Raw genomic sequence first — 21,276 nt, forward strand, 5'->3', positions numbered from 1 at the left:
TTGAAATACAGTTATTTTTTATTTTTATCATGTATTTCAGGAGTCAATTCTTCTGATGCCTCGGTTTGGTAACGTAAATTTCCAGTTGAAACATTCTCTCGATGTTCAGTATTTTTAATAACATTATTATAAACATATTTATGAAAAAAGATTTCAAACAAACCAATTCCAATTGCGGAAATTAAAGACGGTGTTACCATACTACCACCATATGTTAACTTTGAACCCATATACCAAATAATTAAGTATGCTAGTCCTACATCCGCTATTGTTGCTATCGTATTATTAGTTTTGGGTAAGATCAACAAATCACCAACGATATATGCAATTACGCCTAAAACTAACGTTATCAGAAATACATTTCTAAATGCCATATCGTACCCAATACCTAAGATTATATATAATAATGCAAGACAAGCAAAAAATTTAATGACAAATGCTTTTATATGCTTCATTGAAATCCCTCCTGTATTTATTATGAGGAATTAATTTCACATATATTCTTTTTTATTTTATAAAGGCCTAAAGTAAAAAAAATTAGCATAAATACAAATGAACATTCAAATATTATAAATGGTTCTCAAGAGCAATGAATATATGAAAAGGGATTTTTTTTGAATTCATTTTCAAAGTAGGGATCGTTTATTAATTCTAATTCTAACAAAATTTGTTTTCATCCATTCAATAGAAATGCAATAACTAACGCATCGAACCCATGATTCGATGTACTAGTTACAAATTAATTACTTAGTTAATGTTCTATATTCTTCGTCTGAAACAGATTCCAGCCACTCTGGTGTGCCTGCGGTTATTGCAATATGTTCAAACCAACTATCCTTAGTAGCACCATGCCAGTGTTTCACTCCATCGTGGGTAACAATCACATCACCAGCCTTTAAAAATTGAGCGGGTTTACCTTCTTCTTGGTACCAACCTTCTCCACCGGTTACTAATAAGATTTGAAATCCATCTCGATGGATATGCCAATTATTTCTGCAACTAGGTTCAAAGGTCACGTTCCCAACACTAACACTCACATTAGGATCATCGATTAAGGTTTTAAGATAACTTTGTCCTACAAAAAATTGTGCGAATGCTTCATTTTTTTCACCAACAGGGAATATGACGCCATTTTTTATTTCTTCATTTTTTATCATTACTAATTCCTCCAATAAACTTCATTTATAACGTGGTCGAGTATTCATCTCTTAATGGACAGTTTGCTTATAAAAGTCGACATAGTTAAAGGACAATCCATATTAAAAAGATGCCACAAAAGCATTGCTTTTAGCACATCTCAAGAAAAAATTAAATTGCATAACTCACATAGTGCTAGTGTCGATGACAAATCGATACTTCACATCAGAAGCTAAAACTCGCTTGTATGCTTCATCAATTTGATCGGCAGAAATAACTTCTATATTAGGAACAATATTATGTTCCCCACAGAAGTTTAACATCTCCTGAGTCTCACGAATTCCTCCGATCATTGAACCCGCAAATGAACGACGATGACCTATAAGTGAAAAAACACTTAGTGACAACGGCTCTGCTGGAGCACCGACATTTACTAGGGTACCATCAAGAGTGAGTAATCTTAAATAGGCATCCAAGTTAATCTTTGCACTTACAGTGTTAATAATTAAATCGAAAGTACCTGTAAGTTTTTCAAATGTTTCTGCATCGTTTGTAGCATAGTAGTGGCTTGCTCCAAATTGTAAACCATCATCTTTTTTGTTCAATGTTTGTGACAGAACGGTTACTTCTGCACCCATTGCATTTGCAATTTTTACAGCCATATGACCAAGACCGCCCATACCAATTACAGCAATCTTTTTACCAGGTCCTGCTCCCCAATGGTTTAATGGTGAATATGTAGTAATACCCGCACAAAGTAATGGTGCAGCAGCATCAAGTTCAATGTTATCTGGAATTCTAACTACGAAATCCTCCGTTACTACAATGTGGGTTGAATAACCACCCTGAGTTGGCTCGCCGTATTTGTCAACACCAGCATAAGTGGGAGTATTTCCTTTGAGACAATACTGTTCTTCACCTTTATGACAGTTTTCACAATGGCCACATGAGTCTACCATACAGCCTACTCCAACTCTGTCACCAACCTTGTATTTTGTTACTTCTGCACCTACATCTGTAACTATTCCGGCAATCTCATGCCCCGGTACAAGTGGGTAGTGCACATTACCCCATTCTCCATGTGCAGTATGAATGTCAGAATGGCATATTCCAGCATATTTAATTTCAATTAGAACATCATTTAAATCAAGATCACGTCGTTTGATTTCAGCAACTCGAAAGGATTTGTCTGGACCATCTACAGCGCGTGCTTTTGCAGTAATCATAATAAAACCTCCAAAAAATAATATTTTTTTCTCTTTCACCATCATGATATTCCCTCTAGTTAACTCTAGGTCAAGTGAATAAATTATATTTTTAAGAATGAACCAGTTTTTGTGTTCTTAAAAATGACATCAAAAAAATAACGTGATAAAATCCATTCATAATAATAGAGTTAACTCGAGGTCTAATTCTTGATGAAAGGGAGAGTAAAATTGAAAACATATTCGATCAGCGAAGTTGCAAAAGAATTGAATCTTACAGTTTATGCTTTGCGATACTATGACAAAGAAGGACTTATGCCTTTTGTAGAACGGACAACTAGTGGAATACGAGTGTTTAAAGAATCCGATATAGAAGCTTTAAAAGTAATTGAATGTTTGAAAGCGACTGGAATGCCTATTAAGGAAATTAAAAATTTCATTGAATGGTGTTCTGACGGGGACTCTACATTACAACAAAGATATGATATGTTTTTGGAAAGAAAAGCTAGTGTAGAAGCACAGATGGAAGAATTAAAAAGAACAATGGAAATAATCCAGCATAAATGTTCATATTACAAGACTGCTTTGGAAGCAGGAACGGAAGAGATTTTTAAAAGTAAAAAAATAGGGACTTTTATTACTAAGTAACAGAATCCCCAATATTCATATGGATGTATATGAGTATTGGGGGTTATTAATTTGAGAGAACATCTGAAAAATTTGAAAATTCCTCCTGGATTTTTCTTAAAAAAAGATTTGCAGCAACCGAAAAAACTTGATGTTTTTTCCAAACGATATTTAGGCCAGATTCTAGCCTTGGCTCTAACGGTCGAAAACAAAGATTACTATCACTAGATGTATTCACGATTTTATCAAGTACGATCGCATAACCAATACCTTCTTCAACCATAATTGCAGCATTATAAGCTAGGTTGTATGAAGTCACGATGTTTAGTTTATCAAATTCCTCACTAAACCAATCCGCAAATTCATTTTTAGAAAATGTCTTTTTCATTGCTTGTCTTGAACAGATTAAGGGAACATCTAATAAATCCCCTGCTTGAATAGTATCTTTTAAGGCAAGAGGACTGTCTTTTCTCATAACAACGCCCCAAACATCTTTTGCTGGGATATTTATATAATTGTATTTTGATAAATCAGCGGGTTGAATTAGAATCCCAAAATCAAGTAATCCTTTGTCTAGTCGTTCAGTCACATCGTCTTCGTTACCACTGTAAAGGTGATAACGTATACTTGAGTAGCTTAGCTGTATATTTTTAACTACTCGCGCAATCTGTTTCATGGCTTCTGTTTCTCCACTACCTATGTAAACATCACCACTTATAGTTTCTTCCATTGAGCTAAATTCTGCCTCTAATTTATCTACCATATCAACGATTTCTTCTGCTCTTTTTCGCAGAATCATTCCTTCTTCTGTAAGAATAATACTGTGACTACTGCGAGTAAATAGTTTTTTTCCTAACTCTTGTTCAAGATCTTTTATCTGTCTTGATAAGGTAGGCTGAGTAATATGCAAAAAATCTGCAGCACCCGTAATACTTCCTTCTCTTGCTACAGTAAGAAAATATCGCAATACTCTTAGTTCCATGCATCATTCCCCCTCAATAATGATACCAGTATATATAAACTCGTCATGCCTATCAAGCATATCTGTTTATAAGATATAAGCAATTGCTATATGAAAAGTGTACGCTAGAATAGATTACAAAGAGTGAAATCAAACAGTAAGAAGACTGGGCATCAAGTGAATTGTGACTTTTAAAATGTAAATATGTAAACACTCTCGATATTCATTCATGATAGAGTGTTTTAACTTTTAAAAGTTTAATGAAGGAGGATTAGAGTGAGAAATAATTACTTACTTATATTTATATTGACGTTTGGTGTTTTCGGCATTTTAAACACTGAAATGGGGGTTATTGGTATATTACCTGACATTGCTGTGCAATACAATGTTAGTGTATCTCAAGCTGGGTTGTTAGTGAGTCTATTTGCACTTGCTGTTGCAATAGCTGGACCAACGATGCCACTATTATTTTCCGGGATAGATCGCAAGAAAGTGATGTTACTTGTTCTTAGTATTTTTTTAGTGGGGAATATAGTATCAATATTTACAAGTAGTTTTAACGTTCTTTTGCTAGCTCGTTTAATACCAGCATTTTTTCATCCTATCTATTGTTCATTAGCTTTTACAGTATCTGCTGCTTCAGTAAGTAAAGATGAAGCTACAAAAGCTGTCTCTAAAGTATTTATTGGGGTTTCTGCAGGGATGGTTGTAGGTGTACCAATCGTAAGTTTTATTGCAAGTGCAGGTAATTTGCAACTAGCAATGGCGTTCTTTGCTTTTGTTAATGCAATTGTATTCATTGCTACATTACTCTTTGTACCATCGATGCCTGTAAAGGAAAGACTTTCTTACGGAAGGCAATTAAGCGTTTTAAAAAAATCAATTACATTGCTTTCAATCGTAGGGGTAATTTTATTAAATTCAGCGGTATTTGGAGTATATAGTTATTTTGCTGAGTATTTAAAAACAGTTACCAATATGTCACCGAAACTTATTAGTTTAATATTTTTCATATTTGGTAGTGCTAATATTATAGGCAACGTAGTAGCAGGAAAATTACTTACGAAAAATGCGAGTAAATATGTAGTCATCTATCCATTTTTATTAGGGGGCGTTTATATTATTTTATTCTTAACAGGTGGTTTTACTGTACCTGTTTTGTTTATTACATTAGCATGGGGGATTTTAGCTGGTATTGGAGGTAATATCAATCAATATTGGATTACATCATCAGCACCCGAGGCCCCAGATTTTGCTAACGGTTTATTTTTGTCTGCTTGTAACATAGGAACAACGATCGGTACAGCTGTAGGTGGGGCATTTATAACGGAGCTAGGTACACGATATGTCATATTAGTGGGAATTTTATCATTGATACTAGGTTTGGTAAGTATTCTATTTAGAAATTATTTATATAATTCAACTAAACAACTCTACTTATAAGGGAGACTAACCTTTTTAATGGGTATTAAATTGAATAACGATACAAGGAGGAGCTGTATGTTACTTGAAAAAAGAATTGCACTAGTAACTGGCGGAAATCGGGGGATTGGATATGAGCTAGTCCAACAATTGGCTTTGAATGGTTTTAAGGTGATTTTAACAAGCCGTGATCCTAAAAAGGGAGAAAAAATAGCTCAGAAATTTAATGATTTCAATCTAGACGTTTCCTTTATAGAGATGAATGTATACAATCAAGAAAGTATCAAAAACGCCGCAACTATTGTTAATAAGGAGTATGGAAGATTAGATGTATTGATTAATAATGCCGGTGTGATTTTTCATGAAGATAAAGACTTATTAAAAATGGAACCTACAATTCTCGAGAAAACGATGACAACCAACTTTTTCGGGGCATACCATGTGATTCGTACCTTTATTCCTATTATGGAAAAACAAGGTTATGGAAGAATTATTAATGTTTCTTCAGAATATGGAGCGATGAGTGAAATGGCATATCCAGAAGTAGGAGCTTATAAGCTATCGAAACTTGCTCTAAATGGTTTGACAAGATTGCTAGCTGCAGAAATCAAAGGAGACATCAAAATAAATGCCGTCGATCCGGGATGGGTAAGTACTGATATGGGTGGACCATCTGCCCCAAGAACTCCTGAGCAAGCTGCCAAGTCTATTATTTGGTTAGCGACAATTGGAAATGATGGACCTAATGGAGAATTTTTTAGAGATGGAGAAAGAATTGATTGGTAATTACCTTTCTTAGCAAATGAAAAATATTGAAAAAATGTGTAGGTGCTGATATGAGTGTGGACCATCTGTATCAAGCAAGTCCTAGGCAAGCTGTGCACTCATCCCTTGACTAGAAAATATGACTTCATTCATAATATAACAACCAAATTGCAATAAGATTGCACCAATAAACTAAAAAAGTCCACCTAATATTATAGGTGGACAATTTTTTTAATGTTGTTGTTGCTTTGTTTCAAAGTGAAGTGGCGGTGGGACTAACCAACCTTTTGTTTTCATGATTTGTAGTAGTGCCGCACCATCTTTCGCTTTTTTTGCACCAAAACTAGCAAACATCGTACCAATGTCTTCACGAATTGATTGGCTCATTAATGATGCATCAGCAGTAACTCCAGCTGCTATTCCAGCAGCAACCATGTAAGCGATTTGAGCATCTTGAAATCTAGCTCCAGCTGGAATTTGTTCCAAATCTGCTTCTGGTCGTTCTGATGGAGTAGGAGGGACTGCAATATCATTATGTAGAAGTACTTCTTCAATTTCTTTAATTGCAGGTTTCATAGAACTTTCAATTACTTGTTTTAAAAATGCTTTTAGCTCTTCATCACCTGTATGGTTAATATAAACTTGGTAAGTATCTACACCTGCTTTAGTAACCGATAGGTGACTCCATAGACCATAGACTTCTCCATAATGTAAAGGTTCATTTTGTGGATTTCCACTTAATACTCCCATTATAAATTTACTTCCCTTCTCAAATAAATTCATACTAAACTCCTTATAAAGAGGTAGGTACAAAAATTATTATTGAACCTTTTGAGTATTTTATACTATTTATTTAAATGAGCTAATAGGCGTTTACTTAGGAAGCTATACATTGTGTTACTTATTAAAACAGCTAAATGGATAGGTTTTAGATTCACTTTTTTTCTTAGATATATATACAAAATATTTGTTTGAATTCTACATCTTCTTGAAATCGAATAGTGTTTATAAGATAATCTTTTTTCAAGATGAGGTGGTATCCTTTGGTTCGAGAAGCCCTTTCAATGGAGGAAATGCTTGAGATCATTCAAAATGGATTAGCTAAAACAAATTCACCAAAGAGAGTTACCATAATTGGTGGAGGTATATCTGGTTTAGTTAGTGCATCACTTTTGAAAGAAGCCGGGCATCAAGTTACGATTATCGAGGCTAATCGCAGAATTGGGGGAAGAATTTATACAAAGAGAGAACCATTTCTTAATAACCAGTATACTGAACTTCGAGCAATGCGTATCCCTTCATTCCACCATTTAACATTTGCATAGATAAAAAAATTTAATTTAAAAGTAAATCAATTTATTAATAGTACGCCCAAATGATTTAATTTACGTCAATAATATATTAACAAATGTAAAAAATTACGAGATGAATCCGGACATATTAAATTATCCAGTCGCTCCAAATGAAAAAGGAAAAAATGCTATAGAATTACTCACATATGCCATTGATATGAATAACAATACACGTATTGATAAAGCATTAGCTAATCTTTCAACCATTTTTGGTGATGTGGTTTATAAAGAATTTTTAGTAGGTTATTCGCAGAGCTGGACACAATTTTCATTATCCGGTGGTGCATTTGTTATGTATAAACCGAATCAACAAAAAGAGCTCGGTCCCTATATTAGTTCTCCAGAAGGAAGAATTCATTTTGGGGGTTCACATGCATCATCTACTCCTGGGTGGATGCAAGGGGCAATTGAAGCAGGAGTTCGGACTGCAAATGGTATTAATAATTTATAAGTAATGTAACTAACCCAACGATTTGTTGGGTTTTTTCGTTTAATTGGGGTTCATGAGTAAGGAAAAAACCAGAATTCGAAATGTAATAATAATTCATAAATGGTTCATGAGTAAGTAAAAAAGCAAGAATTCGAAATATAGTAACTCATAGAGGGTTCATGAGTAGTAAAGAAGCAGAAATCCGAAATGTAGTAACTCATCAAGGGTTTATGAGTAAGTAAAGAAGCAGAAATCATAAATGTAGTGATTTTATCACCGTACCTTATTCAAACTACTAAGATGAGCGATCACATAAATAAATGGTTCATGAGTAAGGAAAACAGCAAGAATCTGAAAATTAGTAACTCAGTTCATGAGTAAGGAAAACAGCGAGAATCCGAAATCAACTAATTCATTCTGATAAAGGCTTCATTTGTCAAAATGCAACTTTATATCTAATTAAAATGTTAATAGAAAAGGGAAAAACAGGAATTTGAAAAGAATGGATAGACATTAAGTTGACATACTAAAAAAATATGAAAAGAAATAAAAGGAGGGAAGCATAAGATGAGAAGTCAACTTGCAGTAATAAATGCGCTTAAACAAGAATTTGAGGCATCAAAAGATTTAGTTGTCCATTCTTTTGAATATTACGAACAGCAAATCTGTTTAATTTATCTTCAAGATTTATGTGACGCAGATAAAATTAAAACTGATATCATCCAACCACTTATGCTTTGTGATAAAGAAAGTAAATTTCTGTTACACTTACTCTCCCTATCTAATTGTGAGTCGATTCAAAACAAAAGGTATTTAGGTGAATATATTATTTCTGGTAACGTATTAATTTTCATCTCGAATGGGATTTATTCTTTTAATGCAATTCGTACTATGAATACTCAATCAGAAGAAGCTTCAGTAGAAACATCAGTTCAAGGGCCACAAAAAGCTTTTTCACATGACCTCAGTACAAATATAGCGATAATTCGTAAAAGATATCCTTCCAATAAATTAAGCATTGAGTATCAAACAGTTGGAACAATCACAAAAACAAATATAGCAATACTTTATGATTCTAATTATGCAGATAAAAAGGTAATTGATGAATTAAAAAGTCGTCTTAAGAGGGTAAAGGTGGATGTAATACAAGCAGTTGGTCAATTAGAAAGTAAACTTTCTGATAAAAAGATTCATTTATTTCCTACAATGATGATAACAGAAAGACCTGATCGAACTGTTTTAAATCTTGCCCAAGGAAAGGTTGCTATTGTTATGGATGGAACGCCATTTACTTTGAGTACCCCTACTGTATTTTTTGATTTTATATCTTCAATGGATGACTTATATCATTCATTCTGGATAAAAAAACTTTTGCAATCAATAAGATATATTGCCCTTTTTATAACATTGGTGTTACCTGCTTTTTATATTGCAATTACTTCGTATAACCCGGAAATATTAAGGTCACAACTTACTTTGACGATTGCAGGTAGTAGGGCAGGAGTTCCTTATCCATCAATTTTTGAAGTGCTATTTATGATGTTAGCTGTTGAAATGTTAGTGGAAGCTAGTATTAGACTACCAAGAGTAATTGGTCCAACAGCTACGACTGTCGGTGGACTTATCCTTGGACAAGCCGCACAGCAAGCACAACTTGTAAGTTCCATCATGATTATTATTACAGCATTTGTTGCCATTTCTAATTTTACGATCCCAATCAGTTCAATGAGTTTCTCAATTCGATGTATTAGATACCCACTGATTATATTAGCAACTCTATTTGGAATGGTTGGATTAGTCGGAGGTATGCTTCTACTTATCTGTTATTTAGCTAATAAGCGAAGCTTTGGGACTCCTTTTTTAGCGATTGAATGGGGATCTTCCGATAAAGTTGAAACGATAAGTGAGAACCCAAAGGAGGGGCAAAGCTAGTTGACTCGTCACTTTTACAATACTGTACTGTTAACAATGATGTTGAACATTATTATCAATGTACCAATGGTTTTAATTGGCGAACGATTTAATGGGTCTCTTATATCTATGGTGTTAAGTATTTTAATTGGCGGAATTTTTATTTATTTGTTTACGATCGGAATAAGTAAATTTCCTAATAAAGGATTGCCTGAAATTTTTACCAATCGGCTACCCTCATTTATTAAAAACACTTACTTAGCATTTTTAGGCATTATGTGGTTGGCTGCAGGAGCATTTGTTTTAATTTCATTTACTTATATAACTGTACTGTACTTAACTCCTGAGTTAAATATGAAATACGTTTTAGCTTTTTTTCTAGTTATTGTTATATTTGGAGCAAATACTCATACAAAATCAATACTAAACGTTATTGAAATAATGGTTCTTGTTGCTACTCCAATTGTTTTTTTTATCGTTTATAAAGCTATGTCAAGCAAATATTTTTATTTCGTCCATATTAAAAGAATTCTCCACTACTTTTGGCAAATGCCTAGTTATAGCTCTATTACTGCTGCTACTTATTTTTTCACAGGGTATATAAATTTAGCAATCCTCAATCGTTATCTTGATACTAAAAAGGTTGTAAAATTTCTTTGGGTTTTGCCTTTAATCGGATTAGTGGTAATTAGTTTTACATTTTTCGTCCCAATTGCTTTTTTAGGTGTAAAAGGAGTCAATGAAGTAGTGTTTCCTTGGATCTTTATAACTGATTCTCTAAGAATGGAATATGGGTTTATCGAAAGAGTGCTATATTTGATGCTTTATATATTCCTTTTATTGTCATTTCTATTTGGCATATTAACATGGCATGTTGGTTTAAAACTATTTGAAGGAATGTTTTTTAATTATAATTTGAAACCTGCTAAAAAAAGGAAATATTATGGGTTTATGATCTTACTATTTTTTGGAGTCGTTACGATGATACTGCAGATGATTATGAACGAAAGAGAATTATTTGATCTGATTAAAATATGGCAAAATATCCGTTTTCCAGCTGAAGTTATATTAGTATTTTTGATTTTTTTCTTATCTCGGAGGCAAAGAGCATGAAACGTATTTTAACGTTGTTGTTAATTATGGAATTAAGTTTTATGTCTGGTTGCCAATTACTTGATGTTGATAAACGTTTTTTTGTCGTAGGGATAGGAATCGACCAAACAGATGAAAATGGGGTCTACCTTGTGTCAGTGAAATTAGCAATCCCTTCAGCACAGGTTGGAGCAGGTAAGTCAGATTTTCAAATTATCTCTCAAAAATCAACTTCAGTTTCTGAGGCAATTAGAATAATCCAATCTTTAGTAGATAAAAAATTAGATTTTGCTCATTGTAGGGTAATCCTTATCGATAAAGAGCTACTAGTTGAAAACCAAATAGATTTGATGAAGTGGTTTATTAAACGGCCAGATATTCAAGGCGTTGCTTATGTAGCTGTAGGAGAACCTTCTGCAAAAGAAACTTTATCATGGAAGGTCAAATCAGAGAGATTAGCGGGTAACGCTGTTGTGTTAGCTTTTAATGAAGAATCAAATAGGTCACCATACGTTATGGCAGAGATACTTAATGATTATTATATGCGATTGAAGGAAAACGGTATAGATCCATATTTACCTATTATTGAACCGTTCGATAGTTCCTTTAAAATTAATACTTCCGCCGTTTTTAAAGGAACAAAATTTAAAGCAGTATTAAATCGCGATGAAACAAGATTACTTAATGAGCTATTAAATCCAAAAAAAACAACATTAATTAATGTTGGAAAAGGAAAAAATCAATTTTATGTAAGTGCTGGAAATACGAAATCTGACATGAAAATCGTTGTCCCTAAAAGTAAAAAGCCATATGTAGACGTTCATATAAAGGTAAAAGGATTTATTGAAGAATCTAAAAAATCATTACATCAAAATAGAGAATTGAAAGAGTATGAGAAAAAAGCATCAATCATTTTGAGCTCAAGAACAAAAAAATTTCTAGTACGTCTACAGGAATTAAATGTTGATCCACTTGGACTTGGCTTAAACTATCAAGCAAAATACGGAGTGACAAAAAAAGAAATATATAAGTGGGAAGAAATTTATCCGAAACTTGAATTTCGAGTAAAATCAGAAGTGAAACTAAAGGGAACTGGTACTATGTATTAAATTCGATTTAATGTCAATTAAATAATTATAAAACTTTATTTTTTCTAATAAATACAACGATCAAAGCGCTATCTTAATAAAATGTTTGAATTCCCTTATTGACAATGTGTTTACTAGGATTTATGATTCAGTTAAAGAAATTACATAATTCAAACTTATCGAGAGTGACCGAGGGATCAGGCCCTATGACGTCCGGCAACCTCCTTATTTAGGAACGGTGCCACTTCCTGCAGAATGAAATCATTCTGATAGATAAGTCGAAAACAATTGTTTCCGATGCCTCTTTCTGAATGAAAGAGGCTTTTTTCTTTTTTTATTTATTTCGCGGAAGGTTAAACAAAAACTGAATTCCACTATATATAAATCCAACTTAACCAATGCGAAAACTAGACAATTTTGAGGATGAAGGAGAGAATAGAAATGAAATATGGTTTTTGGTTACCGATTTTTGGAGGATGGTTACGTAATGTGGATGACGAAAGCATGCCATCAACATTTGAATATGCTAAAGCGGTCATTCAATCAGCTGAAAGATGGGGATATTCGACTACTTTAATTGCTGAATTATATTTAAACGATATTAAAGGTCCAGAGCATGATTCACTTGAAGCTTGGTCAACAGCAGCAGCACTTGCTGCAGTAACGGAAAAAATCGAAATTATGACTGCGATTCGTCCAGGTTTTCATAATCCTGCAGTAACAGCAAAAATGGCTGCTAATATCGATCAAATCAGTAACGGTCGTTTTACGCTAAACGTCGTTTCTGCATGGTGGGCAGAAGAGGCTCGTCAATATGGCGGTATTTTTACAGAACATGATGAGCGTTATGCTCGTACAGAGGAGTTTATTGATGTCCTAAAAGGCTTATGGACAGAAGAAACGTTCAATTATTCAGGGAAATTTTACGACTTAAAGGATACGAAACTTGCTCCAAAACCTGTCCAAAGACCAAACCCGATTCTTTATGCAGGTGGTGAAAGTGAAAAAGGTAAGCAAACAATCGTTGAAAAATGTGACGCATATGTGATGCACGGTGGAACAATTGAAGAAATTAATCAGAAAGTAACAGATATGAAAGTACGCCGTGAACAAACTGGTAATGCACCTTTAAGTTCTTTCGGTATGGCTGCTTATGTTATTTGTAGAGATACAGAAGAAGAGGCTTTGGCTGAGCTAGAAAAAATTACAACAGTGAAAGATTCAAGCGGATATGCTGGTTTTAAAGACTTCACGACAAAATCACAATTAGAGCAACAAATACAATTACAAGATTACTCAGTTTCTAATCGTGGTCTTAGACCAAAACTAGTAGGAACACCAGAGCAAATTGCAGACCGAATTTTACAATTTGAAGAAGCTGGCTTAGACTTATTATTATTACAATTTTCACCTCAACTAGAGGAAATGGAACGCTTTTCAAAGCAAGTTATGCCATTAGTAGAACAAAAACGTAGTTTAATAAAAAGCTAGAAAGGGGATTTAAAGATGAGCAAAGTATACGTAATTCATGAAAATAGTGAGTGGACTGTGCATTTAACAAAAAGATTAGAGGAGCTTGGAGTTCCTTATGAGGAATGGCATCTAGACGAAGGTACGGTAGATTTATCAACTGAACCACCAGAAGGGATCTTTTATAGCAGAATGAGTGCTTCTTCTCATACACGTGATCATCGTTTCGCAGCGGAATTTACTGGGCAAGTATTAGCTTGGCTTGAAGCACATGGTCGTACGGTGTTAAATGGCACGAATGCCTTGAAGCTAGAAGTTAGTAAGGTTTTACAATATTTAGAGTTAAACAAATATGGTGTTAAAACGCCAAAAACGATTGCAGCTGTTGGTAAAGAAAACATTCTTAAAGCAGCTAATAGCTTTGAAGGACAGTCATTTATTACGAAGCATAATCGCGCTGGTAAAGGGCTAGGCGTCCAGTTATTCCATAGTGTTGATGCTTTAAAAGCTTATGTCGATGGACCGACTTTTGAAGAACCGGTCGATGGTATTACACTGATTCAAGAATACATCAAATCACCTGAAAGCTACATCACTCGTTGCGAGTTTGTTGGCGGAAACTTTGTTTATGCTGTTAAAGTAGATACTTCGGAAGGGTTTGAACTATGCCCAGCGGATGCATGCCAAATTGGTGATTTATTCTGCCCAGTAGGTGAAGAAGTCGAAGAGAAACCTAAGTTCGAAATTGTTGAAGGTTTTGACGACGAAATTTTAGAGAAATATAAAGAAGTTCTAGTTAAAAATAGTATTCAAGTTGCCGGAATCGAATTTATCCGAAATGCTGAAGGTGAAATTTATACTTACGATATCAATACAAACACAAACTATAATTCTGATGCCGAAGCAAAATCTGGAAAGTACGGAATGCTTGAAGTAGCTTTATTCTTAAAGAAGACTTTGGAAGAAAAATATAGTACAACAACAGCGTCTTAATTTGCAATTATTGCTTTGAAATTGAAAAGGTTCAAACCGAAGTATAACAAGGGTTTGGGCCTTTTTGTGTTCGTTTTTTTTTGTTTTTCTATTTTTTTTCAAATCTTTTACTTGAAATTAAGAGTAATAGGCAATCATTTAAGAGGAATATGCTAACGATTAAAAATATAATATTGATAATATTAGATTGTAAGTTAATCTCTAATTTTGAAACAAAATCTGTTACCCGAAACTTATTTTTTTAGATTAGAAAAGGGGGATACGAATGAAAAAGACTTTGTATCTAATGAGACATGGACAAACACTATTTAATAGTAGAAGGAAAATTCAAGGCTCGTGTGATTCTCCACTTACAGAATTAGGAATTAAACAGGCAGAGGCTGCTGCAAAGTACTTTAAAGAACAAAATATTATTTTCGATCATGCCTATTGTTCTACATCAGAAAGAGCGAGCGATACGCTGGAGATTGTGACGGAATTGCCATATACAAGATTAAAAGGCTTAAAAGAATGGAATTTCGGAACGTTCGAAGGTGAGAGTGAAGATTTAAATCCACCGTTACCGTATGGCGACTTTTTTGTTAAGTTTGGTGGAGAAGATCAAAAAGAATTGCAACAAAGAATGGCTACTACATGTCAAAAAATAATGGAAGAAGATAATGAAGTGGTATTAGCTGTTTCTCATGGAGCAGCATTGCGAAATTTTATGAGGCATTGGGAACATAAAAGCTCTATTACGCAGCAAGATCGAATTGGAAATTGTTGCATCCTAAAATTTGAGTATGAGAACAGGGAATTTAAATTAGTAGAGATTATCAATCATAATTTTAGTGATGTAGTCCAAGTATAGTTATTTTAGATTAATAGATTACATATTTCTGAAAGTGAGAATATAAAAATGGAATACACAAAACTTGGAAATACAGGATTAGAAATATCTAGACTTTGCCTTGGTTGTATGGGATTTGGAGACGCTAAACGTTGGATCCATCCATGGGTAATCGATGAGGAGAGTAGCCGTACAATCATTAAAAAGGCACTAGACTTAGGTATCAACTTTTTTGATACGGCGAATGTCTATTCAGATGGTACTAGTGAAGAATTTGTTGGAAGAGCTTTAAAAGATTATGCCAATCGGGATGAAATAGTACTTGCTACGAAGGTATATTTCCCTATGCACAAAGGTCCTAACGGTTCAGGACTTTCCAGAAAGCATATTATGAGTGAAATTGATAAAAGTCTTAAACGCCTCGGAACAGATTATGTGGATTTATATCAAATCCATCGTTGGGATTATAACACACCAATCGAAGAAACAATGGAGGCACTTCATGATTTAGTGAAGGCTGGTAAGGTAAGATATATCGGTGCTTCCGCTATGTATGCATGGCAGTTTCTGAAGTCTCTACATGTTGCAGAGAAAAATGGATGGACCAAATTTGTCTCGATGCAAAACCATCTGAACCTCATATACCGTGAAGAGGAAAGGGAGATGCTGCCACTTTGTAAGGAAGAAAAAATCGGCGTCATTCCATATAGTCCACTTGCATCAGGAAGATTGACACGTGATTGGTCAAATACGACGCTAAGATCTGAAACTGATGAAATTCAAAAATCTAAATACGGTGCAACTGAAAATACGGATCGACTTGTTGTGGAGCGTGTTGCAGAGATTGCTGAAAAACATGGAGTAACAAAATCAAACATAGCTCTTGCCTGGTTACTGCAGAAAGAGCCAGTATCAGCGCCAATTATTGGGGCTACTAAAATTTCACATCTAGAAGATTCAGTTGGTGCATTGTCGGTTAATTTAACGGCTGAAGAAGTTGCGTATTTGGAAGAGCCTTATGTTCCACATCCGGTAGTTGGTGCTTTAGGCTCTAATTAATGTTAATTTTAGTAAAATGAGTTAATCCCCTATTTTCCTTATGTGTGAAGAGGGGATTTTTTAGGTAATTTCACTATCAATATCTCTAGATTATAACGTATGAGTTAGTATATATATCGTTCATATTGCTTTTCTAAGACTTACTTGTAGAATAATTCATAAATCAACTGTACAAGCTGTAATTTTTGCCGTTTCCAACTCAATATTTTTATTGGAAAATCTTTTGTAAGAGCACTTCACTCAAAACTTTTGAAGTAGGACATCAACACTTGTTTTTTCATATCACAGTGATATATGTTGCAATATGCCGAAAAATCCTTCATATTTGTTAAAAAGGAGGTCCGTTATGCGAAGTGATATACAACCGAATGAACGAGCTTTTTCTTCCAAAGAAGTAGCAGAAGAACTGGGTATTGCAACACCTACTGTTCGAAAGTATGGTCAAATCTTAGAGCGCAATGGATATGAGTTCTTGAAAGATGGCGATCGACGTATCTTTGTTCAATCTGATATTAGAGTGCTTATAGCGTTACGCGATTCAGAAAAGCCCCTGGAAGATACTGCAAAAGACCTCGTTTTTCAACAAAAAGAAAGATTAGAAGGTTACGATGAAACACAAATTGCCATATCCGATACATATGAAAATTTACCTCATGACCCAAATCAATTAAAAGAGTTTTTAAGGTTTTTAGTCAGTGAACTCGCAGCTGCACGTGAAATGAATGTTCAAATGAAAAATGATATGACAGAACTTAAAACGGCGGTTTCCAGGCTTCAACAAGATCATCATGATATAAGTGCAAATATTGGGAATTCATCCAAAAAAACTTATACCAAAATCGAAGAATTAGCCAAACAACAAAAAATCCAATACGAGACATTACTGGAACATGAAAAACAAAAAATTGATTTTTTACAAGAAGAAATACAAAACATGCGAGAAGAACAGCGAACAGAATGGCGATCACAAGATAATTTTAATAAACGTTTAGAAGTTGTGATCCAAAAGCCTAAAGAAAAATGGGGATGGCTTTTCTCTTTATTTAGAAAATAAAGGAACTTTTAAAATCTTTTTATGCTAATCTTGTAAAATTTGATTAAAACTTTTGAAAATGAATACTTAAATATGTACTTTCAGGTCGATACTTCCACAAGGATGTATCGGCTTTTTAGTAGGTATCGCAGGCTGATACAGATTGCAATTAATTCAAAAATCTTTTTAATTGCTGATATAAGTTTATTTCAGCTTAAAATAATGCTTTTAAATATTAGATTTTATTTAACATCAAATTTTTACAAATTCCCGGGAAATATCTACAAATTTCTTGATTATAAGAAATAATTCTAAGTGTGACACTATATTCGTGATGACTTGTAAAGATATACTAGTAAAACCTCGTCATAACAATCAAATATACTACTTTACGACGAAGTTACTTAAGTATTCGAACTTTTTCAATATTGATTACAATAAATTGCATTACATTGAAAAGCCCCCAAATAGTGCTGGGGGCTTTTGTAGCTTCCAAATGGGGTTTTTATTCTTAATAAAAGGAATAAGAAATTTAATTTAAAGAATCTGTTAAATAATCTATCTTTTTCTTGATTCTTTTATCTGGTGAAGGTGATTTTTTAATCTTTCCAATATTATCCCATCCATTCCAGAAGATACTTTGATTTCTAATTTTTAAAGTATCTGGTCTCCTAATATGGATAAGGTCTCCTTCTCATTCCGACATTATTAATTTTAACGTCAACACTTACTGTAACTTTTGCTTTTTTAAATGTATCATTCCAATTCCCTTCATATTTTTTAAAAATTTTTGGATTAACCATGTATAATTTTTCACCAAATCCAAATACATCTCCACCGAGTTTTTTTACTTCAGAAATGCCTTTTTCTATTGATTGTTTTATAACATTTTCAGCGGTTTTTTCGTATTTATTAAGCGTTATTGCTTTATCAAAGTCAGCATTACATAATACTTCGTCAATATGGCCAATTGATTTAATTTTTATATTTATTATTGGAATATTATCTTTTATTTTAATTTCCGTCTTTGATTTTACCCGGGAAAGCTCCATCGAATCATATTCTTTTGTATTACATGGTATTTCTACATTCATTTCCTTGATCAGATTATCAATAATTTGTATAGATTGTGACGGTGGTCCATCTAACCAACCAACTAATTTTCCATCTCTAAAAATCCCTATGCCATTTATCCGATCATAACTAGAATTGACTTTATTAGCATTTTCAAGTGTTTGTGATGTTTCACTTTCATTTTCTAGGCTCACGCCATTTATTACTGGTTCCCTACCACTACTAGAAATTGCAGAAATTGCCTCACGCATTAATGTTTCTTGATTTTCACCTAAAAGGGCTGATGTATTTTTAATTTTACCTACAATTGATTTAGAAGATATTTTATCAAGTGCTACTATATTATTCATTATTTCATCAACGCTTTTATTTCTTGCAATAATAACTGGAATATTTACACGAATTTTAGAATCTCTTTCAAATACATCGAAAATATAATTCAATGTTTTTTCTTTTGCTAATGTTTCTCCTATAATGACAAGAGCAACATGAGAATATATATTTTGTCGAGAACCTTTCTTAGACACATTTCGTACAGCTTCTGAAATGGTTTTACCTTTTTCATCTAACGCAATTACTGGAACACCTTGAGAACCTGACTGTGTTGCAGTTGCAATAGCACTAGGATTAAAAATTTGAGTGATTACATGATATTTTTTTTCTTTAGGGAAGTAATCAATTCCCATTGCAACCACAATCGATACTTGATTTAATTCTTTATAGTTAGAGCAACCACCTAAAAGCATACTTACAATAAGAAATGAAATAAAAAATTTCTTTTTCACATTTTTTCTCCAATATCTTGGCTTTTTTATATTTATAAAGTATAAAAATTAGTATTCCTCAATTAGTTCTGTTTCATATTATAATTTTCCATTTTTTTCAATTCAAAGTACCATTTTCCAAAATCCGAAGCATTAAATTTTCCTGTAACTAAATTTTTTAAAAAATATTCTCAATCCTTACTAATTGGATTGAATTTAAGATTGATTACTTAAGCAAATAAAAATGATCTCAATGAGAAAAGCCTCTTTTTAAAAAATGCAATTGAGTCTAAAATAAATGAATTGAGTAGAATTTAAAATAAATTAGTTGTTTTTAGATTTAAAGAATGGCTAATAGGTTGGTTTATTCGTGTTTTTTTGTTGGCATGATTTTTGCTTAAGAATAGTGAGAAGAGGAGAAAGTTATTTCCGATTTTAGATGGGTAGAAATAGGAGGTGCTTTTAGAAGAGATTAATTTCTTATTTATTTTTTACTTTTTAATTTAGTATGTTGAGTAGGCACAATTATTACTTTGTTTAGGTTCTGCAGTGATCTTTGAGAGATATTTTTTTGTTTTATTTTTTCTGAATATTCTAAAATAAAGGTGGGGCATTTATGGATTCTACTAATGAAAAAGGTCAGTTACAACGTTCCATGAAAAGTCGTCATTTGTTTATGATTTCACTTGGAGGAGTAATCGGTACAGGTTTATTTTTAGGTTCAGGTTTAACGATTAATCAAGCTGGTCCAGGGGGAGCGGTTGTTGCGTATTTATTCGGTGGATTGGTGATGTATCTTGTGATGGTTTGCTTAGGTGAACTATCAATTACAATGCCAGTTACAGGTTCATTTAAGACTTATGCTACGAAGTACATTGGTCCTGGTACCGGGTTTACGATTGGCTGGATGTATTGGCTTAGTTGGGCAACAACGGTTGGTTTAGAATTCACTGCAGCCGGAATATTGATGCAAAGGTGGTTCCCACTTGTACCTGTTTGGATCTGGTGTCTTGTATTTATCGTTCTTTTGCTTTGTTTAAACATTCTTAGTGTAAAAGGTTACGCAGAGGCAGAGTTTTGGTTTGCGGGAATTAAAGTATTTGCAGTTATTGCTTTTATACTGATTGGAGCAGCAACCATATTTGGGTTTGGTCATAAAGGTAGTTCGGCACCTTTGTTTACTAATTTTACAAAAGATGGTGGACTTTTCCCTCATGGGTTTTCAGCTATATTTTCAACTATGATGGCGGTAGTATTTGCATTTCAAGGTGCAGAAGTTGTTGGAATTGCAGCTGGTGAAAGTGAAGCACCAGAAAAGACTCTTCCTAAAGCAATTCGAAGTATCATTTTTCGTGTCCTAATTTTTTATGTGTTAGCAATTTTGGTATTAGCAGCTTTGATTCCATGGAGGCATGCAGGGGTAGTAGAAAGTCCATTTGTTGCGGTATTTGATAGTGTTGGTATTCCATATGCAGCTGATATTATGAATCTAGTTATTTTAACGGCTTTGCTATCTGTAGGTAATTCAGGATTATATGTATGTTCTCGGATGCTTTGGTCACTTTCTAAAAGTGGTATGGCACCTAAAGCATTAGGTAAAGTAAATTCTCGAGGTGTGCCGTTTAATGCAGTATTGTTTAGTCTTCTTTTTGCACTAGTATCATTACTTACAAGTGTAGTATCTGCACAAACAGTTTTTGTCGTTCTACTTTCTGTAACTGGACTAGCTGGTACATTCAGTTGGATGGCAATTGCCTTGTCCCAATACAATTTTAGAAGACAATTTATTAAAAATGGTGGAAATGTTAAGGAATTAAAGTACAAAGTTCCACTGTTCCCATTAATACCTATTCTATGTCTAGTTTTATGTGGAATTTCCATCGTATTTATGGCTTTTGATCCTACTCAACGTTCTTCCTTAATAGGTGGTTTAGGCTTCATGGGTGTAAGCTATCTTTATTACTTTTTACGCCATGGGAAAAATAAAGGGAAGATTGGCATTAAGAACGAACATGGAGAAGTGCCGACACAGCCGACTATTTAATCAGTTTACATACAACTTTA

20 protein-coding genes and 1 riboswitch are annotated in these 21,276 nt (G+C 33.6%); of the genes, 14 read left to right on the forward strand and 6 right to left on the reverse strand.

Annotation, left to right across the window (positions count from 1 at the left end; all coding sequences use genetic code 11):
* Positions 1-11 precede the first annotated feature (11 nt).
* The 3 genes from V5E38_RS03265 to V5E38_RS03275 form a co-directional block, all read right to left on the reverse strand.
* Positions 12-455, reverse strand: a complete 444-nt coding sequence (locus tag V5E38_RS03265; RefSeq protein WP_499212185.1) for a YndM family protein — start codon at positions 453-455, stop codon at positions 12-14.
* 288 nt (positions 456-743) lie between these two features.
* A complete protein-coding gene (locus tag V5E38_RS03270) occupies positions 744-1,157 on the reverse strand; it encodes a cupin domain-containing protein (RefSeq protein WP_499212186.1) in 414 nt (137 codons plus the stop codon).
* A gap of 165 nt (positions 1,158-1,322) precedes the next feature.
* Positions 1,323-2,363, reverse strand: coding sequence for an NAD(P)-dependent alcohol dehydrogenase (locus tag V5E38_RS03275; RefSeq protein WP_499212187.1), 1,041 nt, complete (start codon positions 2,361-2,363; stop codon positions 1,323-1,325).
* A gap of 210 nt (positions 2,364-2,573) precedes the next feature.
* Between V5E38_RS03275 and V5E38_RS03280 the strand changes: the two genes are divergently transcribed.
* The gene (locus V5E38_RS03280) at positions 2,574-2,990 is read left to right on the forward strand and encodes a MerR family transcriptional regulator (protein ID WP_499212188.1); all 417 of its coding nucleotides are present in this window, start codon (positions 2,574-2,576) and stop codon (positions 2,988-2,990) included.
* A gap of 46 nt (positions 2,991-3,036) precedes the next feature.
* On the opposite strand, the gene V5E38_RS03285 is transcribed toward V5E38_RS03280, so the two are convergent.
* Complete coding sequence (locus tag V5E38_RS03285; RefSeq protein WP_499212189.1) at positions 3,037-3,951, reverse strand: LysR family transcriptional regulator; 915 nt, start codon at positions 3,949-3,951, stop codon at positions 3,037-3,039.
* Between the two features lie 249 nt (positions 3,952-4,200).
* Here V5E38_RS03285 and V5E38_RS03290 point away from each other — a divergent pair, with 249 nt between their 5' ends.
* Both V5E38_RS03290 and V5E38_RS03295 read left to right on the forward strand, forming a co-directional pair.
* Entirely contained in the window at positions 4,201-5,373 is a 1,173-nt protein-coding gene (locus tag V5E38_RS03290) for an MFS transporter (RefSeq protein ID WP_499213502.1), read from the forward strand.
* A 57-nt stretch (positions 5,374-5,430) separates the two neighbouring features.
* Positions 5,431-6,138: an SDR family oxidoreductase gene (locus V5E38_RS03295; protein ID WP_499212190.1), complete on the forward strand. Its 708-nt coding sequence runs from the start codon at positions 5,431-5,433 to the stop codon at positions 6,136-6,138.
* Between the two features lie 210 nt (positions 6,139-6,348).
* Here V5E38_RS03295 and V5E38_RS03300 read toward each other — a convergent pair whose 3' ends face one another.
* On the reverse strand, positions 6,349-6,900 hold the full coding sequence (locus V5E38_RS03300) for a YvdQ family spore coat protein (protein WP_499212191.1): 552 nt from the start codon (positions 6,898-6,900) through the stop codon (positions 6,349-6,351).
* 260 nt (positions 6,901-7,160) lie between these two features.
* Between V5E38_RS03300 and V5E38_RS03305 the strand changes: the two genes are divergently transcribed.
* From V5E38_RS03305 to V5E38_RS03350, 10 genes are all read left to right on the forward strand, one after another.
* Complete coding sequence (locus V5E38_RS03305) at positions 7,161-7,442, forward strand: FAD-dependent oxidoreductase (protein WP_499212192.1); 282 nt, start codon at positions 7,161-7,163, stop codon at positions 7,440-7,442.
* A 100-nt stretch (positions 7,443-7,542) separates the two neighbouring features.
* The gene (locus V5E38_RS03310) at positions 7,543-7,920 is read left to right on the forward strand and encodes an FAD-dependent oxidoreductase (protein ID WP_499212193.1); all 378 of its coding nucleotides are present in this window, start codon (positions 7,543-7,545) and stop codon (positions 7,918-7,920) included.
* A gap of 546 nt (positions 7,921-8,466) precedes the next feature.
* On the forward strand, positions 8,467-9,831 hold the full coding sequence (locus tag V5E38_RS03315; RefSeq protein WP_499212194.1) for a spore germination protein: 1,365 nt from the start codon (positions 8,467-8,469) through the stop codon (positions 9,829-9,831).
* The gene (locus tag V5E38_RS03320; RefSeq protein WP_499212195.1) at positions 9,832-10,923 is read left to right on the forward strand and encodes an SLC5/6 family protein; all 1,092 of its coding nucleotides are present in this window, start codon (positions 9,832-9,834) and stop codon (positions 10,921-10,923) included.
* Complete coding sequence (locus tag V5E38_RS03325; protein WP_499212196.1) at positions 10,920-12,011, forward strand: Ger(x)C family spore germination protein; 1,092 nt, start codon at positions 10,920-10,922, stop codon at positions 12,009-12,011. The genes V5E38_RS03320 and V5E38_RS03325 overlap by 4 nt, the downstream gene beginning before the upstream one ends.
* A gap of 152 nt (positions 12,012-12,163) precedes the next feature.
* Positions 12,164-12,270: riboswitch (SAM riboswitch) on the forward strand.
* A 161-nt stretch (positions 12,271-12,431) separates the two neighbouring features.
* On the forward strand, positions 12,432-13,481 hold the full coding sequence (locus V5E38_RS03330) for an LLM class oxidoreductase (RefSeq protein ID WP_499212197.1): 1,050 nt from the start codon (positions 12,432-12,434) through the stop codon (positions 13,479-13,481).
* 15 nt (positions 13,482-13,496) lie between these two features.
* A complete protein-coding gene (locus tag V5E38_RS03335; RefSeq protein ID WP_499212198.1) occupies positions 13,497-14,453 on the forward strand; it encodes an ATP-grasp domain-containing protein in 957 nt (318 codons plus the stop codon).
* A 265-nt stretch (positions 14,454-14,718) separates the two neighbouring features.
* Entirely contained in the window at positions 14,719-15,303 is a 585-nt protein-coding gene (locus tag V5E38_RS03340) for a histidine phosphatase family protein (RefSeq protein WP_499212199.1), read from the forward strand.
* A 48-nt stretch (positions 15,304-15,351) separates the two neighbouring features.
* A complete protein-coding gene (locus V5E38_RS03345; protein ID WP_499212200.1) occupies positions 15,352-16,341 on the forward strand; it encodes an aldo/keto reductase in 990 nt (329 codons plus the stop codon).
* Positions 16,342-16,687: 346 nt separating this feature from the next.
* Positions 16,688-17,395: a hypothetical protein gene (locus V5E38_RS03350; protein ID WP_335477653.1), complete on the forward strand. Its 708-nt coding sequence runs from the start codon at positions 16,688-16,690 to the stop codon at positions 17,393-17,395.
* Positions 17,396-18,045: 650 nt separating this feature from the next.
* Here the strand turns inward: V5E38_RS03350 and V5E38_RS03355 are convergent.
* Positions 18,046-19,233, reverse strand: a complete 1,188-nt coding sequence (locus tag V5E38_RS03355; RefSeq protein ID WP_499212201.1) for a Ger(x)C family spore germination protein — start codon at positions 19,231-19,233, stop codon at positions 18,046-18,048.
* Between the two features lie 595 nt (positions 19,234-19,828).
* On the opposite strand from V5E38_RS03355, the gene V5E38_RS03360 reads away from it, so the two are divergent.
* Positions 19,829-21,256 (forward strand): amino acid permease, encoded by a 1,428-nt coding sequence (locus V5E38_RS03360; protein WP_499212202.1) that lies wholly within the window; start codon positions 19,829-19,831, stop codon positions 21,254-21,256.
* Positions 21,257-21,276 lie beyond the last annotated feature (20 nt).

This window comes from Rossellomorea sp. GAMAL-10_SWC (assembly GCF_049568075.1).
Classification (GTDB): domain Bacteria; phylum Bacillota; class Bacilli; order Bacillales; family Bacillaceae_G; genus Gottfriedia.

Coding starts and splice junctions, on each gene's coding strand:
- V5E38_RS03275 (WP_499212187.1), bottom strand. CDS start 2,363: ATGATTACTGCAAAAGCACGCGCTGTAGATGGTCCAGACAAATCCTTT.
- V5E38_RS03265 (WP_499212185.1), bottom strand. CDS start 455: ATGAAGCATATAAAAGCATTTGTCATTAAATTTTTTGCTTGTCTTGCA.
- V5E38_RS03330 (WP_499212197.1), top strand. CDS start 12,432: ATGAAATATGGTTTTTGGTTACCGATTTTTGGAGGATGGTTACGTAAT.
- V5E38_RS03270 (WP_499212186.1), bottom strand. CDS start 1,157: ATGATAAAAAATGAAGAAATAAAAAATGGCGTCATATTCCCTGTTGGT.
- V5E38_RS03340 (WP_499212199.1), top strand. CDS start 14,719: ATGAAAAAGACTTTGTATCTAATGAGACATGGACAAACACTATTTAAT.
- V5E38_RS03335 (WP_499212198.1), top strand. CDS start 13,497: ATGAGCAAAGTATACGTAATTCATGAAAATAGTGAGTGGACTGTGCAT.
- V5E38_RS03325 (WP_499212196.1), top strand. CDS start 10,920: ATGAAACGTATTTTAACGTTGTTGTTAATTATGGAATTAAGTTTTATG.
- V5E38_RS03360 (WP_499212202.1), top strand. CDS start 19,829: ATGGATTCTACTAATGAAAAAGGTCAGTTACAACGTTCCATGAAAAGT.
- V5E38_RS03350 (WP_335477653.1), top strand. CDS start 16,688: ATGCGAAGTGATATACAACCGAATGAACGAGCTTTTTCTTCCAAAGAA.
- V5E38_RS03345 (WP_499212200.1), top strand. CDS start 15,352: ATGGAATACACAAAACTTGGAAATACAGGATTAGAAATATCTAGACTT.
- V5E38_RS03310 (WP_499212193.1), top strand. CDS start 7,543: ATGAATCCGGACATATTAAATTATCCAGTCGCTCCAAATGAAAAAGGA.
- V5E38_RS03285 (WP_499212189.1), bottom strand. CDS start 3,951: ATGGAACTAAGAGTATTGCGATATTTTCTTACTGTAGCAAGAGAAGGA.
- V5E38_RS03300 (WP_499212191.1), bottom strand. CDS start 6,900: ATGAATTTATTTGAGAAGGGAAGTAAATTTATAATGGGAGTATTAAGT.
- V5E38_RS03295 (WP_499212190.1), top strand. CDS start 5,431: ATGTTACTTGAAAAAAGAATTGCACTAGTAACTGGCGGAAATCGGGGG.
- V5E38_RS03315 (WP_499212194.1), top strand. CDS start 8,467: ATGAGAAGTCAACTTGCAGTAATAAATGCGCTTAAACAAGAATTTGAG.